At 74.3% G+C, this 14,097-nt stretch carries 15 protein-coding genes; 7 read left to right on the top strand and 8 right to left on the bottom strand.

Going from position 1 to position 14,097, the window contains the following annotated elements:
• Nucleotides 1-5 precede the first annotated feature (5 nt).
• The 7 genes from ACZ607_RS03955 (at nt 6) to ACZ607_RS03925 (ending at nt 7,768) form a co-directional block, all read left to right on the top strand.
• Nucleotides 6-1,055 carry an ADP-ribosylglycohydrolase family protein gene (locus ACZ607_RS03955; RefSeq protein ID WP_469731418.1) on the top strand — a complete coding sequence of 350 codons (1,050 nt, stop codon included), beginning with the start codon at nt 6-8 and terminating at the stop codon, nt 1,053-1,055.
• Between the two features lie 71 nt (nt 1,056-1,126).
• Nucleotides 1,127-2,371, top strand: coding sequence for an ADP-ribosylglycohydrolase family protein (locus tag ACZ607_RS03950; protein WP_469731850.1), 1,245 nt, complete (start codon nt 1,127-1,129; stop codon nt 2,369-2,371).
• Entirely contained in the window at nt 2,307-3,503 is a 1,197-nt protein-coding gene (locus ACZ607_RS03945) for an ADP-ribosylglycohydrolase family protein (protein WP_469731417.1), read from the top strand. The genes ACZ607_RS03950 and ACZ607_RS03945 overlap by 65 nt, the downstream gene beginning before the upstream one ends.
• Complete coding sequence (locus tag ACZ607_RS03940) at nt 3,500-4,876, top strand: ADP-ribosylglycohydrolase family protein (protein WP_469731416.1); 1,377 nt, start codon at nt 3,500-3,502, stop codon at nt 4,874-4,876. The genes ACZ607_RS03945 and ACZ607_RS03940 overlap by 4 nt, the downstream gene beginning before the upstream one ends.
• The gene (locus ACZ607_RS03935; RefSeq protein WP_469731415.1) at nt 4,873-5,757 is read left to right on the top strand and encodes a ribokinase; all 885 of its coding nucleotides are present in this window, start codon (nt 4,873-4,875) and stop codon (nt 5,755-5,757) included. Before ACZ607_RS03940 ends, ACZ607_RS03935 begins: the two co-directional genes overlap by 4 nt.
• Entirely contained in the window at nt 5,754-6,950 is a 1,197-nt protein-coding gene (locus ACZ607_RS03930; RefSeq protein WP_469731413.1) for a CaiB/BaiF CoA transferase family protein, read from the top strand. The genes ACZ607_RS03935 and ACZ607_RS03930 overlap by 4 nt, the downstream gene beginning before the upstream one ends.
• Nucleotides 6,947-7,768 carry an HpcH/HpaI aldolase/citrate lyase family protein gene (locus ACZ607_RS03925; protein ID WP_469731411.1) on the top strand — a complete coding sequence of 274 codons (822 nt, stop codon included), beginning with the start codon at nt 6,947-6,949 and terminating at the stop codon, nt 7,766-7,768. The genes ACZ607_RS03930 and ACZ607_RS03925 overlap by 4 nt, the downstream gene beginning before the upstream one ends.
• Nucleotides 7,769-7,845: 77 nt before the next feature.
• Here ACZ607_RS03925 and lgt read toward each other — a convergent pair whose 3' ends face one another.
• From lgt to ACZ607_RS03885, 8 genes are all read right to left on the bottom strand, one after another.
• A complete protein-coding gene (gene lgt, locus ACZ607_RS03920; RefSeq protein WP_469731409.1) occupies nt 7,846-8,838 on the bottom strand; it encodes a prolipoprotein diacylglyceryl transferase in 993 nt (330 codons plus the stop codon).
• Between the two features lie 108 nt (nt 8,839-8,946).
• On the bottom strand, nt 8,947-9,762 hold the full coding sequence (locus ACZ607_RS03915; RefSeq protein ID WP_469731407.1) for a DsbA family protein: 816 nt from the start codon (nt 9,760-9,762) through the stop codon (nt 8,947-8,949).
• Between the two features lie 75 nt (nt 9,763-9,837).
• Nucleotides 9,838-10,650, bottom strand: a complete 813-nt coding sequence (gene trpA / locus ACZ607_RS03910; RefSeq protein WP_469731405.1) for a tryptophan synthase subunit alpha — start codon at nt 10,648-10,650, stop codon at nt 9,838-9,840.
• Entirely contained in the window at nt 10,647-11,924 is a 1,278-nt protein-coding gene (trpB, locus tag ACZ607_RS03905) for a tryptophan synthase subunit beta (protein ID WP_469731403.1), read from the bottom strand. The genes trpA and trpB overlap by 4 nt, the downstream gene beginning before the upstream one ends.
• Nucleotides 11,925-12,060: 136 nt before the next feature.
• Entirely contained in the window at nt 12,061-12,276 is a 216-nt protein-coding gene (trpM, locus tag ACZ607_RS03900) for a tryptophan biosynthesis modulator TrpM (RefSeq protein WP_469731401.1), read from the bottom strand.
• A gap of 8 nt (nt 12,277-12,284) precedes the next feature.
• Nucleotides 12,285-13,094 carry an indole-3-glycerol phosphate synthase TrpC gene (gene trpC, locus ACZ607_RS03895; protein WP_099176197.1) on the bottom strand — a complete coding sequence of 270 codons (810 nt, stop codon included), beginning with the start codon at nt 13,092-13,094 and terminating at the stop codon, nt 12,285-12,287.
• Between the two features lie 113 nt (nt 13,095-13,207).
• Entirely contained in the window at nt 13,208-13,714 is a 507-nt protein-coding gene (locus tag ACZ607_RS03890; RefSeq protein WP_469731399.1) for a DUF2752 domain-containing protein, read from the bottom strand.
• Nucleotides 13,715-13,817: 103 nt separating this feature from the next.
• The gene (locus ACZ607_RS03885; protein WP_469731397.1) at nt 13,818-14,069 is read right to left on the bottom strand and encodes an HGxxPAAW family protein; all 252 of its coding nucleotides are present in this window, start codon (nt 14,067-14,069) and stop codon (nt 13,818-13,820) included.
• Nucleotides 14,070-14,097 lie beyond the last annotated feature (28 nt).

The following is a 14,097-nucleotide window of genomic DNA, read 5'->3' as shown; positions in this document are numbered from 1 at the left end:
AGCTCATGGCGGAAGGCGCGGCGGCGGACACGGGTGACCGGGCACGGGGGGCGCTGCTGGGGCTCGCGGTGGGGGACGCGCTCGGGGCGCCGGCGGAGAATCTGCGTCCTTCGGAGATCCGCCGCCGCTGGGGCCGTATCGAGGGCTTCGTCAGTGACGATCCGGCGGGGACCGACGACACCGAGTACGCGATCTTCTCCGGGCTGCTGCTGGCCAGGCACGGTTCGGCGCTGACCGTCTCGCATGTCGAACGGGCCTGGCACCACTGGATCGCCGATCTGGACGAGGGCCCGTTCCGGGGTGCCGGGTTCAGTGAGCGCGGGACGCTGGAGAATCTGCGGCGCGGTCTGGCCGCCCCGATCTCGGCGCAGCACCGGCACGCCTGGAGCGACGGTCTCGCGATGCGGGCGGCGCCGTTCGGGGTGTTCGCGGCGGGGCGCCCGGACGAGGCCGCCCGTCTGGTGGCGGTGGACGGGCGGGTCAGCCATGACGGGGAGGGCATCTACGGCGGCCAGGCGGTCGCGGCGGGGGTGGCGGCCGCGATGGTGGGTGCGGGGCTCGCCTCGGTGATCGCCGCCGCGCTCTCGGTCGTGCCGATGGACTCCTGGACGGCCCGCTCGCTGCGCCGCGCGGTCACGGCCGCGCAGCGCTCGTACCCGGACCGGCTGGCCACCGAGCGGGCGGTGCGGTCCGCGGTGGTGATCGGCGGCTATCCATGGACGGACCTGGCACCGGAGGCGGTGGGGCTTGCCTTCGGGGCGCTCACCGCGGCGCGCGGGGACTTCCGTACGGCGGTGCTGACGGCCGTGAACATGGGCCGGGACGCCGACACCACGGCCGCCGTGGCGGGGGCGCTGGCCGGTGCGCTGCACGGGGCGTCGGCGATCCCCCGGGACTGGGCGGCGGCGATCGGCCCGGTGCGGGGCAGCTGCCTGCCGTCGATGCGGGGCTATCACGTGCTGGACATCGCGGAGCTGCTGACCCCGGACGAGGGCGAGGACCCGCCGGGGCCTCCGGCCGCCGCTGCCTCCGGTGTCCGGCAGGACGCCCGGTGAGCGCCGACCGCCGCCCCGCGCGGGGCGGGCCCACCGCGCCGGCGGATTCCGCCCCGCACCTGTCCATCCGGATCACCTCGGAGCCGGCGGCCGACGGCGGGGGCCGTGGCGTGCCGGGCAGGCGGGCCAGGATCGAGGGGCTGCTGCTCGGGCTGGCCGCCGGTGACGCCGCCGGCTGGCCCGCGGCGCGGCACCGGGCGGCGCGGATGCCGGAGTGGACGCGGCGGCTCACCCGGGAGCTGGACACCTTCGCCGAGCAGAACGCGACGACGACGCTTCCCGTGCCCATCGCCCTCAACCAGCCGCCGGAACCGCTGCGGCTCGGCCCCTCCGACGACGCCGAGTGGGCCGCGTTCGCCGCCCGGACCGTGCTGGCCGCCGCGGCCGACCACGCGCCCGACCTCTCCCCCGGCCACCGGATGCGCGACGCGATCGACCGGTCGTGGAACGCGCTGGCGGCGAAGGTGGCCGCCGCGAGCGCCCGGGCTCCCGAGGTCGAGTCGGCCGTCCTTCCGCTGCGGGCGCGGATCTCCGTACGGGCGGGGCTCGGCAATCTGGCCGCCGGGCTGCGCCCGCCCGCCACCGGGCACGACAACCCGCACTACTTCGACGACGCGGCGTGTGTGCGGGCCGCCGTGCTCGCCGTCGTCCACCCGGGTGACCCGGCGGCGGCGGCCGGGCTCGCCGAGTTCGACGCCCGGTACACCCAGGACGGTGACGGGGTGCACGGCGCGCGGGCCCTCGCCGCGGCGGTGGCCGAGGCCCTCGCCGGGTCGGACGTCGACACGGTGGTGAACGCGGCGCTCGACCAGCTGCCCGACGGCACCGAGATCGCGCGCAACGCGGTCCACGCCGTGCGGCTGGCCCGGGAGTTCGCCGACGAGGCGGCGGGAGCCTTCGCGCTCGTCCCCGTGCTGGAGCACCAGATCGTGGACCACGTCTACAGCTACGGGATCGCCGCCGCCGAGACCGTACCGGTCGCCCTCGCCCTGACGACCGCCGCCCGGGGCGAGTTCACCCAGGCCGTCCCCGCCGCGGCCTGCCTCTCCCGGGTCGCCGACTCGGCGCCCGCGCTGGCGGGGGCACTGACCGGGGCGCTGGGCGGGACGGCGACCGTGCCCGAGGGCTGGCGGGAGGCCTGCCGGACGCTGGCCGGGTGCGCGCTGCCCCTGTTCGCCGGTACGGACCTCATCGAACTCGCCGGGCGGCTCGCAGCCACGGAACCGGCCGCCCCGGGTGGACAATTCCGGCATGGCACACAAAACATCCGCACCGCCCGTGGCCGGCACGACCACCACGACGCTCACCCTGGATGAACGCGTCTCCGGAGCCCTCGTCGGCGCGGCCGTGGGGGACGCGCTCGGCGGTCCCGTCGAGGGCTGGACCCCCGAGCAGATCGCCGAGCGCCACGGCGGCCGGGTGACCGGGATCGTCGGCCCCTGGTACGGCGACGACTGGCGCACCGCCCGCCCCATCGCCCCGTACCACAAGGGCGACGGGCACGTCACCGACGACACCCTGATGACCCACGCGCTGGTCCGGGTGTACGAGGCGGTGCGCGGCCACCTGGACGCGTACGCCGTCGCCGACCACCTCGTGCCGGACCTGATGTCGCGGCCCCGCTGGATCCCGGAGCTGGAGGCCGAGGCGCTGCCCCTGCAGCGGATCTTCCTCGCCGAGAAGTGGATCGTCACACGGCTGCACTACGGGCACGCCGACCCCCGCGAGGCGGGCTCGGGGAACATCGTCAACTGCGGGGCGGCGATGTACATGGCGCCGGTGGGCCTGGTGAACGCGGCCCATCCGGAGGCGGCGTACGCCGAGGCCCTGGACGTCGCGGGCGCCCACCAGTCGTCGTACGGCCGTGAGGCGGCCGGGGTGCTGGCCGCCTGCGTCGCCGCCGCGTGCGCACCGGGCGCCACGCCCGCCTCCGTGGTGGAGACGGCGCTGGCCCTGGCCAAGGACGGCACCCGGTCGGCGATCGAGTCGGTGTGCGAAGTGGCTTCCCGGCACACGGACTTCGAGTCCGCGCTGGTGCCGCTGCGGGCGGCCGTGGCCCCGTTCGACACGGTGGGCCCGCACTACCGGGAGCCCTCGCTCGGCGCCCGGCGGCCCTCCCGGCTGCACTCCATCGAGGAACTGCCGGTCGCGCTCGGCATGCTGCTCGTCGGCGGGGGCGACTACCGGCGCACCGTGCTCGGCTCGGTCAACTACGGCCGCGACTGCGACTCGATCGCCACGATGAGCGGCGCGCTCGCGGGCGCCCTCCACGGCGAGCAGGCGATCCCCGATGCCTGGGTGAAGACGGTCGCCGAGGCCAGCCGCCTCGACCTGCACGCCCCGGCACGGGCCCTCGCGGAGGTGGCCCGCGAGATCTTCGTACGGGACACGGCGCGGCGCCGCGCGCACGAGGCGGCGTTCGCCGTGCTGGCGGGCGACGGACGGTGACCGTACGCCTGACCTGGGTCCAGCCCGAGGACCTGGTGGGCCACGAGCTGCGCCAGGCCGCACAGGACGGCCGGGACGCCGAGTCCATCGCGTCGATCGCACAGCGCTGGTACGCGGCGGGCGGCGCCCCCGCCCCGGAGCGCGCGGGGGCTTCGGAGGGCCCCGCGCCGCGCCGGCTGCGCGCGCTGGCCGAGCGGTTGCTGGACGAACTCGCCGAGCGGGAGAGCCCCCTGGCCGGCGACGAGCCGACGGACCTGGCCTCGATCCGGGCCGCCTGCCCCCGCTGGCCCGCCCCGCGCGCCCGCCCGCTGTCCTTCGGGGCCGGCCCCCTGCACGCGGCCTGGCTGGGGCGGGCGGCCGGCTGCCTGCTGGGCAAACCGGTGGAGAAGCTGCCGCTGGCCGGCATCCGCGCCCTGGCCCGCGCCACCGGGAACTGGCCGCTCACCACCTGGTTCACCGCCCGGGGGCTCCCGGCCGGCCTGGCCGCCGCCCACCCGTGGAACCGCCGCTCGGCTCCCACCTCCCTCGCCGAGAACATCGACGGGATGCCCGAGGACGACGACCTCAACTACCCCTTGCTGACCGTGCTGTTGCTCCAGCGGCACGGCCCCGGCTTCAGCACGTCCGACCTCGCCCGGCTCTGGCTCGACGAGCTCCCGGCGGGCCGTGTCTTCACCGCCGAGCGGGTCGCGTACCGCAATCTCCTCGACGGGATCGAGCCGCCGGAGACCGCACGGCACCGCAACCCGTTCCGGGAGTGGATCGGGGCCCAGATCCGGGCCGACGTGCACGGCTGGACCCACCCCGGCGACCCGGGCGCCGCCGCCGAACAGGCGCACCGGGACGCGGTCCTCACCCACACGGCCAACGGGGTGTACGGCGCGATGTTCACCGCCGCCGCCCTCGCCGAGGCCGCCGGCGGCGGGACGGACGTGCACGGCTGTCTGGCGGCGGGGCTGCGGGTGGTGCCGCCGCGGTCCCGGTACGCGCAGGCGGTGCGCCTCGGCATCGCGACGGCCCGCGCCGGGGAGGACTTCGACACGGTCGTGGACCGGCTCCACGCGGCGTACGGATCCACCCACCACTGGGTGCACGTCCTGCCCAACGCGGCGCTGCTCGCCGCCGCCCTCACCCACGCGGACGGGGACTTCGGCCGCTCCATCTGCTGCGCGGTGTCCGGCGGCTGGGACACCGACTCGAACGGCGCGACGGCCGGCTCGCTCGCCGGCCTGCTCGCGGGGCGGCCCGACGCGCTGCCCGACCGGTGGACCGCCCCGCTCAAGAACCGCCTCGCCACTTCCGTGTCCGGCCTCGGATCCATCGGCTTCGACACCCTCGCGGAACTGACCTGTCAGGAGGTACGCCGGCCATGACGGCGATCGTGGTGCTCGGCAGCACCAACATGGACCTGGTCGCCTACGTCGCCCGGGCACCCGGGCGCGGGGAGACCGTCACCGGATGGGAGTTCCGGACCGTCCCCGGCGGCAAGGGGGCCAACCAGGCCGTCGCCGCGGCCCGCGCCGGAGGGCACGTGGTGATGATCGGCGCGGTCGGGACCGACGAGTACGGCTCCTCGCTCCGTACGAATCTGGAGCACGCGGGCGTGGACACCGAACTGCTGCACACGGTCGCGGGGCCCAGCGGCACCGCGCACATCGTCGTCGACGACGAGGGGTCCAACGCGATCGTGGTGATCCCCGGCGCGAACGGCACCGTGACCGCGCTCGGTCCGGGCGGCAGCGCCGCCGTCGCGGCGGCGGGCCTGCTGCTGCTCCAGCTGGAACTGCCGCTCCCCGTCGTGGTGGAGGGAGCGCGGACCGCGAAGGCCAGGGGCGTACGGACGATCCTCACCCCCTCCCCCGTGCAGCCGCTGCCGGCCGGTCTTCTGGACGACATCGACCTGCTGGTCCCCAACGAGCACGAGGCCGCCGCGCTGACGGGGTGCGTGGATCCGCACGGAGCGGCCCAGATCCTGCTGCGGCAGGTCCCCGAGGTGGTGATCACGCTCGGCCGGAAGGGCTGCCTGTACGCGGCCCGGGGCGGTGAACCGGTCCTCTTCCCCGCCCCCGAGGTCACCGCCGTCGACACGACCGGCGCCGGGGACACCTTCGTCGGCACGCTCGCCGTGGCACTCGGCGAGGGCCGGTCGGTGCCGGCGGCGCTGGCCTGGGCCTCCTCGGCCGCGGCGCTCTGTGTGCAGAGACCCGGCGCCTCGACGTCCATGCCCCACCGCAGCGAGATCGATGCCGCATGAGTACACCGACCGCTCCTCTCGCCGGACTGCGGGTCCTGGACCTCGCCACCCTCTTCGCCGGGCCGCTCGCGGCCACCATGCTCGGGGACTTCGGGGCCGAGGTCATCAAGGTCGAGCACCCCAGGAAGCCCGATCCCTCGCGCGGCCACGGCCCCTCGAAGGACGGGATCGGCCTGTGGTGGAAGCTGCTCGGCCGCAACAAGCGCACGCTGACCCTCGACCTGTCCGCGCCGGGCGGCCGGGACGTCCTGCTGCGGCTGGCCGCGGACACCGACGTCATCGTCGAGAACTTCCGGCCAGGGACCCTGGAGCGCTGGGGGCTCGGCTGGGAGGAGCTGCACGCGGTCAACCCCCGGCTGGTGCTGGCCAGGGTCACGGGGTTCGGGCAGAAGGGCCCGTACGCGCACCGGCCCGGCTTCGGGACGCTCGCCGAGGCGATGAGCGGGTTCGCCGCCGTCACCGGCGAGCCGGACGGGCCGCCGACCCTGCCGCCGTTCGGGCTCGCCGACTCGATCGCGGCGCTCGCCACGGCGTACGCGGTGATGACGGCCCTGGCCGGCCGCGACCGCACCGGGGGCGGACAGGTCGTCGACATGGCGATCATCGAGCCGATCCTGACCGTGCTGGGGCCGCAGCCGCTCTGGTACGACCAGCTCGGCTACGTCCAGCCGCGGACCGGTAACCGCTCCCGCAACAACGCCCCGCGCAACACCTACCGCACCGCCGACGGCCACTGGGTCGCCGTCTCGGCCTCCGCCCAGTCGGTCGCGGAACGGGTGATGCGGCTGGTGGGGCGCCCTGAACTCACCGAGGAACCGTGGTTCTCCGCCGGGAGCACCCGCGCCGAGCACGCCGACGAGCTCGACGAGGCGGTGGGCCACTGGATCGCCCGGCGCACCCGGGAGGAGGTGGTCGACGCCTTCGAGAAGGCCGAGGCGGCGATCGCGCCGATCCAGGACGTACGGGACGTGATGGAGGACCCCCAGTACCGGGCACTGGGCACGATCGCCGAGGTCGAGGACCCCGAGCTGGGGACGCTGCGCATGCAGAACGTGCTGTTCCGGCTCTCGGAGACACCCGGGGCGATCCGCTGGGCGGGCCGGCCCCACGGTGCCGACACGGACGAGATCCTGGCGGAACTCGGCCTCTCCGCCCCCACGGTCGCGGCGCTGCGCGACGAGGGGGCGCTGTGAACGGCCCGGCGACCGCCCTGACCTGGCTGTACGTCCCCGGGGACCGGCCCGAGGTGGTCCGTAAGGCGCTCGGGGCGGGCGCGGACGTGGTGATCGTCGACCTGGAGGACGCGGTCGCACCGGACCGCAAGGAGTACGCCAGGTCGGCGACGACGGAGCTGCTCTCGGACCCCGTCACGGCGGACCCGATGGCGGTGCCGGTCCATGTCAGGGTCCACGGTGAGGACGACGTGAGGGCGCTGGCGGGACTGCCGGGGCTGTCCGGGATGCGGCTGCCCAAGATCACCCATGCGGCGTCCGTGCACCATGTCGAGGCGCTGGCGCCGGGGGTGCCGCTGTATCCGCTGCTGGAGTCGGCGCTGGCGATCGAGCACGCGTACTCGATCGCCGGGGCGCACCACGCCGTACGGGGGGTCGCCCTGGGCGAGGCGGACCTCCGGGCGGATCTGGGGGTGCGGGACGACTCCGGTCTCGACTGGGCGCGCAGCCGTGTGGTGATCGCCGCCCGGGCGGCCGGGCTGGACCCGCCGGTGATGTCGGTGTACCCCGACGTCCGGGACCTGTCCGGGCTGCGGGCGTCCTGTGCGCACGGCAGGGATCTCGGGCTGCTGGGCCGGGCGGCGATCCATCCCCGGCAGCTGCCGGTGATCGAGCGGGCGTTCCGGCCCACGGCACGGGAGGTCGAGTCGGCGGAGCAGATCCTGGAGGCGTCCCGGGCGGAGGCGGGCGCGCAGGCGCTGCCGGACGGGAGGTTCGTCGACGCGGCGGTGGTGGCGAGCGCGGAGCGCACGCTCTCGCTGGCCCGCTCGCGCCGCTGAGCCCCGTACACGGCGAAGGGGCCGCCGGACCGTGACGGTCCGGCGGCCCCTTCGCCGTGTACGCGGGGCGGGGAGCGTCAGCTCCGGTCGGCCTTCTGCGGGGCCCCGTCCTCGTCCGGCGCCTGCGCCTCGGGGGCGGCGGGGGCGGCCTCCCCGGAGTCGCCGTCGGCCTTGTCCCCGGCGTTCTTCTCGGCGACCTGCTCGGCGGTCTTGTCCGCCTTGTCCGCGGCCTGGTCGTCGTCCTTGGACAGGCCCACCGCGGCGGGCTCGACGACCTCCTCGCGGCCGGGGCGCACCTTCGACGAGATCACGATGTACGTCACGGCGAGCACGAACACGATGATCGCGGTCCACACGTTGAGCCGGAGGCCCAGCACGTGGTGCGCCTCGTCGACGCGCATGTACTCGATCCATCCGCGGCCCGCGCAGTACGCGGCGACGTAGAGCGCGAAGGCCCGGCCGTGTCCGAGCTTGAAGCGGCGGTCCGCCCAGATGACCAGGAGCGCGACACCGACGCACCACAGGGACTCGTACAGGAACGTCGGGTGGTAGGTGCCCGCGACCCTGTTCGTGCCCTCGCTGATCTTCAGGGCCCAGGGCACATCGGTCGGCCTGCCGTACAGCTCCTGGTTGAACCAGTTGCCCCAGCGGCCGATGGCCTGGGCGATGGCGATGCCGGGAGCCAGCGCGTCCGCCCAGGCGGGCAGCGGGATCCCACGGCGGCGGCAGCCGATCCAGGCGCCCACGGCGCCGAGGGCGATCGCGCCCCAGATGCCGAGGCCGCCCTCCCAGATCTTGAAGGCGTCCACCCAGTCCTGACCGTCGCTGAAGTACAGCTGGTAGTCGGTGATGACGTGGTAGAGCCTGCCGCCGACCAGGCCGAAGGGCACGGCCCAGACGGCGATGTCGGCGACGGTGCCGGCTTTGCCGCCCCTGGCGACCCAGCGCTTGTTGCCGAGCCAGACGGCGACGAAGACACCGATGATGATGCAGAACGCGTAGCCGCGGAGCGGGATCGGGCCGAGCTCGATCACGCCGGTCGACGGGCTGGGAATGAAGGCAAGGTTCATGACGGGGTCGACGCTACCCTGCCCGACGGGACGTACGGCAAGCCGTCCGGCAACTTCTGGGTAACGGGGCCCCGGCGGAGTACCCGCCGGAGCGCCCTGGGCCGGGCCTCAGGGGGTGGCGCCGGCGGTGGCCGGCTTCTTGCCCTTGTTCGCCTCGGCGACCCACTTCTTGATGTTGGCCGCGGAGATCTGCTCGTCCCCCTTCTTCGGGAAGATCGACTCGCCGTTGAGCAGCGCGGTGGGCGTGCCCTGGAAGCCGCCCTCGCCGAACGCCTTGTTGGACTTCTCCACCCAGCTGTCGTGCGTGCCGTCCTCCACGCAGCTGCGGAAGGCGGGCGTGTCCAGCCCGTCCACCTTTCCGGCCAGCTCGATCAGCTTGCCGTTCTTCCCGAAGGCGTCGTCGGTCTCCGCGGGCTGGTTGCGGTAGAGGACGTCGTGGTACGGGGCGAACTTGCCGACGTCCTGGGCGCAGGCGGCCGCGTTGGCGGCGCGCAGCGAGCCGCTGCCGCCGAGGTTGCCGTCGATGATCGTCGCCAGGTGGTACTCCACCTTGAGCTGACCGCTGTCGGTGAGCTCGGTGAACGTGTCACGGAAGGCGTTCTCGAACTGGGCGCAGACCGGGCAGCGGAAGTCCTCCCAGATCGTGAGCGTGGACGGCGCGTCGTCGGCCCCGACCTGGAGGGCGAGTCCGTCCTTGCCCTGGGCTCCGGACGGGGTGACGGCGGGCCCGGCCTCGCTGTCCTTGTCGTTCTTGCCGGCGTTGGCGGCGATCACCCCGATCACGGCCGCCAGCGCCAGCACCCCCACCACGGCGGTCGAGACGATCAGCGTGCGGCGGCGCCGGTCCCGGGCCCGGTCCTGCTCACGCTGCTGGACGAGCCGGTCACGCGCGGCTCTTCTGCGGTCTTGGTTCTTCTCGCTCACATGGCGCAAACGAACCGGGGAGGCACGTCAGCGCCTCCCCGGTCCCAGGTCCACCCGTACGGATGACCCCGGCTGTCAGCGCTTTCGAACGCCTTCGGCCAGTTCGCCCGCCAGCGCCTGGACGGCGGCGAGACCGGCGGCCTCGTCCGGGGCGTCCAGCATCCGCTTGACGAAGGCCGAGCCGACGATCACCCCGTCGGCGAAGCCCGCGACCTGCCGGCCGTGGTCGGCCGTGGACACGCCGATGCCCACGCAGACGGGCAGGTCCGTGGTGGCCCGGGTGCGCCGCACCAGGTCCTGGGCCTGCTCGCCGACCGATTCGCGGGTGCCGGTGACGCCCATCAGCGAGGAGGCGTACACGAACCCGGAGCCTGCCGCCGTGATGGTGGCGAGGCGCTCGTCCCTGCTGCTCGGGGCGACGACGAAGACGGTGGCCAGACCGTGCTTGTCGGCGTGCTCCCGCCACAGGCCGGACTCCTGGACCGGCAGGTCGGGCAGGATGCACCCGGCGCCGCCCGCCTCTGCGAGCTCGGCGGTGAAGCGCTCCACGCCGTACCGGTCGATGGGGTTCCAGTACGTCATGACGAGGATCGGGGCGCCCGTCGCCTCGTGCGCCTCGCGGACCGTGCGCATGATGTCGGCGATCTTCACCCCGCCGCGCAGCGCGATGTCGTCGGCGGTCTGGATGACCGGTCCGTCGAGCACCGGGTCGCTGTGCGGGAGGCCCACCTCGATGACGTCGGCGCCGCCCGCGACGGCCGCCTTGACGGCCGCGATCCCGCCGTCCACGGTCGGGAAGCCGCCGGGAAGGTAGGCGATGAGCGCCGCGCGGTCCTCGGAGGCCGTCCGTGCCAGCGTCGATTCGAGAAGCTCTCGGTTGCCGCTCACTTGGTGACCTCTTCCTCTCCGTCGGCGACATCGGCCTCGACGACCGCGTCGGCGTCGTACAGCCCGAAGTACCGCGCTGCGGTGTCCATGTCCTTGTCGCCGCGGCCGGACAGGTTGATCAGGATCAGCCCGTCCTCGCCGAGCTCCCGTCCGACCTCCAGGGCCCCGGCCAGCGCGTGCGCGCTCTCGATGGCCGGGATGATCCCCTCGGTGCGGGAGAGGAGGCGCAGCGCCTGCATGGCGGCGTCGTCGGTGACGGCGCGGTACTCGCCCCGGCCGACGTCCTTGAGGTAGGCGTGCTCCGGGCCGATGCCCGGGTAGTCGAGTCCGGCCGAGATCGAGTAGGGCTCGGTGATCTGGCCCTCCTCGTCCTGGAGGACGTAGCTGCGTGAGCCGTGCAGGATCCCGGGCTCGCCCGCGGTCAGGGTGGCCGCGTGCTCGCCGGTCTCCACTCCGTGCCCCGCGGGCTCGCAGCCGACCAGCCGGACGTCCTCGTCGCCGATGAAGGCGTGGAAGAGGCCGATGGCGTTGGAGCCGCCGCCGACGCAGGCGACCGCGGCGTCCGGCAGCCGGCCGGTGCGCTCCAGGATCTGGCGGCGGGCCTCCACACCGATCACCCGGTGGAAGTCGCGGACCATCGCCGGGAAGGGGTGCGGCCCGGCGACCGTGCCGAAGAGGTAGTGGGTGCGGTCCACGTTGGCGACCCAGTCGCGGAACGCCTCGTTGATGGCGTCCTTGAGGGTCCGGGAGCCGGACTTCACCGCGACGACCTCGGCGCCGAGCATCCGCATCCGCGCCACGTTCAGCGCCTGCCGCTCGGTGTCGATCTCGCCCATGTAGATGGTGCACTCGAGCCCGAAGAGCGCGCAGGCGGTGGCGGTGGCGACACCGTGCTGGCCCGCTCCGGTCTCCGCGATGACGCGGGTCTTGCCCATGCGCTTGGTGAGCAGGGCCTGGCCGAGCACGTTGTTGATCTTGTGCGAGCCGGTGTGGTTGAGGTCCTCGCGCTTGAGGAAGACGCGGGCGCCCCCGGCGTGCTCGGCGAAGCGCGCGACCTCGGTCAGCGCGCTGGGACGGCCGGTGTAGTCGACCATGAGCGCGTTGAGCTCGGCGGCGAAGGCCGGGTCGGCCTTGGCCTTGTCGTACTCGACGGCGACCTCGTCCACGGCGGCGACGAGCGCCTCCGGGATGAACTTGCCACCGAACGCGCCGAAATAGCCCTCGGCGCTGGGGATCAGACCCTCGGGGTCCGGGATGAAGAAGTCGGACGACATGCGACGTGCTCCTCGAATCGCAACGGGTGATGTCACCGTATGCGCCATGAGCGGAGCGCCACGCCGACCGGTGGACGGTCGGTGCGGTGAGGCGTACGGGTCCCCCTGTACGGCGGGGACCGGCGGCCGGGGCTCGCTACGGCGCGGACCCCGTGCGCCATCGCATGCCGTTGACCTGTCCCGGCTCGTCACCGATGACGTACCGCACGCGCCGGCCGTGCACACGGCGGGCGGGAGCGCGGCAGCCGCGGGGGCGGCAGCCGCGCGCCAGCGGCGCGTGCGGGTCCCGGGCCTGCGCCCCGGCGGGGCGCAGGCCCGGCCGGATGCGGGCGGCGGGACGGTCGGCGGTCACGGGCGGGGTCAGCCCCGTCCGTGCCGGAGCGCCGGGTGGGCGCCGGCGGCGACCAGGTCGGCGACGGCTGCCCGGGGGGCGCGGCCGGTGACCAGGGACTCGCCCACCAGCACCGCGTCGGCGCCGGCGTTGGCGTAGGCGATGAGGTCGTGCGGGCCGCGGACGCCGGACTCGGCGACCTTGACGATGTGGTCCGGGATCTCGGGGGCGACGCGCTCGAAGGTGGAGCGGTCGACCTTGAGGTCCTTGAGGTTGCGCGCGTTGACACCGATGATCTTCGCCCCGGCGTCCACGGCGCGCTCCGCCTCCTCCTCGTCGTGGGCCTCGACGAGCGGCGTCAGGCCGATCGACTCGGCGCGCTCGATGAGGGAGACGAGGGCCTCCTGGTCGAGTGCGGCCACGATCAGCAGAGCGAGGTCGGCGCCGTAGGCCCGTGCCTCCCAGAGCTGGTAGGAGGTGACGATGAAGTCCTTGCGCAGGACCGGGATGTCGACCTTGGCGCGGACCGCCTCCAGGTCGGCGAGCGAACCGCCGAAGCGGCGCTCCTCGGTGAGGACCGAGATGACGGACGCCCCGCCGGCCTCGTAGTCCGCGGCGAGCGCGGCCGGGTCGGCGATGGCGGCCAGGGCCCCCTTGGAGGGGCTGGAGCGCTTGACCTCGCAGATGACGGTCACACCCTCGCCGCGCAGGGCGGCGACTCCGTCCTTGGCCTGGGGAGCGCGCGCGGCGCGTTCCTTGAGCTCGTCGAGGCTGACACGCGCCTGCCGCTCCGCGAGGTCGGCGCGGACGCCGTCAATGATCTCGTCGAGCACACTCACGCGAGCGGCCCCCTTCCGAAGCGGTGATGGGTACAGGATCAGCCATCTCGATGGTATCCGCAGGATGGCTCAGGGCCCGCATCCGCCGCCCTGACGTCCCACTACCTGGTCATTCACGGAGCCAGCGCCGAACCGAAGGGGAGGTTCCTGACCACGGAGAAGACCAGCAGCACCGCGCCGACGCCCCACCAGTAGCCGGGCGCGATCGCGATCCGCATCGGGCGGCCCCGGCTCGCGCGGACCGTCCAGAGCAGCCAGACCGCCGCGAAGACGGCGTAGCCGACGACGGCCAGGGCGTTGGCCCCGAGGGCCGTGGCCAGGTCTCCGTGGGCGAAGGCGTGGGCGCTGCGCAGCCCTCCGCAGCCGGGGCAGAACACCCCGGTGAACCGGAGCATGGGGCAGACCGGGTAGTGGCCCGGTTCGTTGGGGTCGACCGTGGCGACGTAACCGAAGGCTCCGACGACGGCGGCCATGACACCGACGGGCGTGGCCAGCCGGCGGAGGAGCGGGCGCGGGGCGGGGGCCGGCAGACCGGGACCGGGCGGGGGTGCGGGGGCCGGGCCCGGAGGGGCGGGTACGGGGTCCGGGGCGGCGGCTGCGGGAGAGGCTGAGGCGTCCACGCGCCGATTGTCCCCGCTCATGAGGAGAGGCGCAGCCCGGTCCGGGCCGCGCCTCGCGTCGTGTCCCGGGCCCCGGCACCTGCCGGGGCCCCCGGGTGCCTGTTCAGGCCGTGATCTGAGCCTGGGAGGCGCGGGCCCTGGCGGCCGCCATCTCGGCGGACTCCTTCGGCATGCCGAGGCCGGCCATCTTCATCACGAGACCGACGACACCGCCGAGGATGGTGACGCCGATACCGGCCCAGAAGCCGAGCGTGTTCGCCGCGACCATGAAGAGGCCCGCGATGCAGAAGCCGATGAAGGAGATGATGACACCGGTCCAGGCGGCCGGGGTGTGTCCGTGGCTGCTGCCCGCCATGAGTTGCTCCTAGTTGGTGTTGCGCTGA

It is taken from the genome of Streptomyces sp. NPDC104381, from assembly GCF_055583745.1.
The sequence above is the reverse complement of the archived record's forward strand: the minus strand, read 5'-3'. Positions and strand labels throughout refer to the sequence as shown.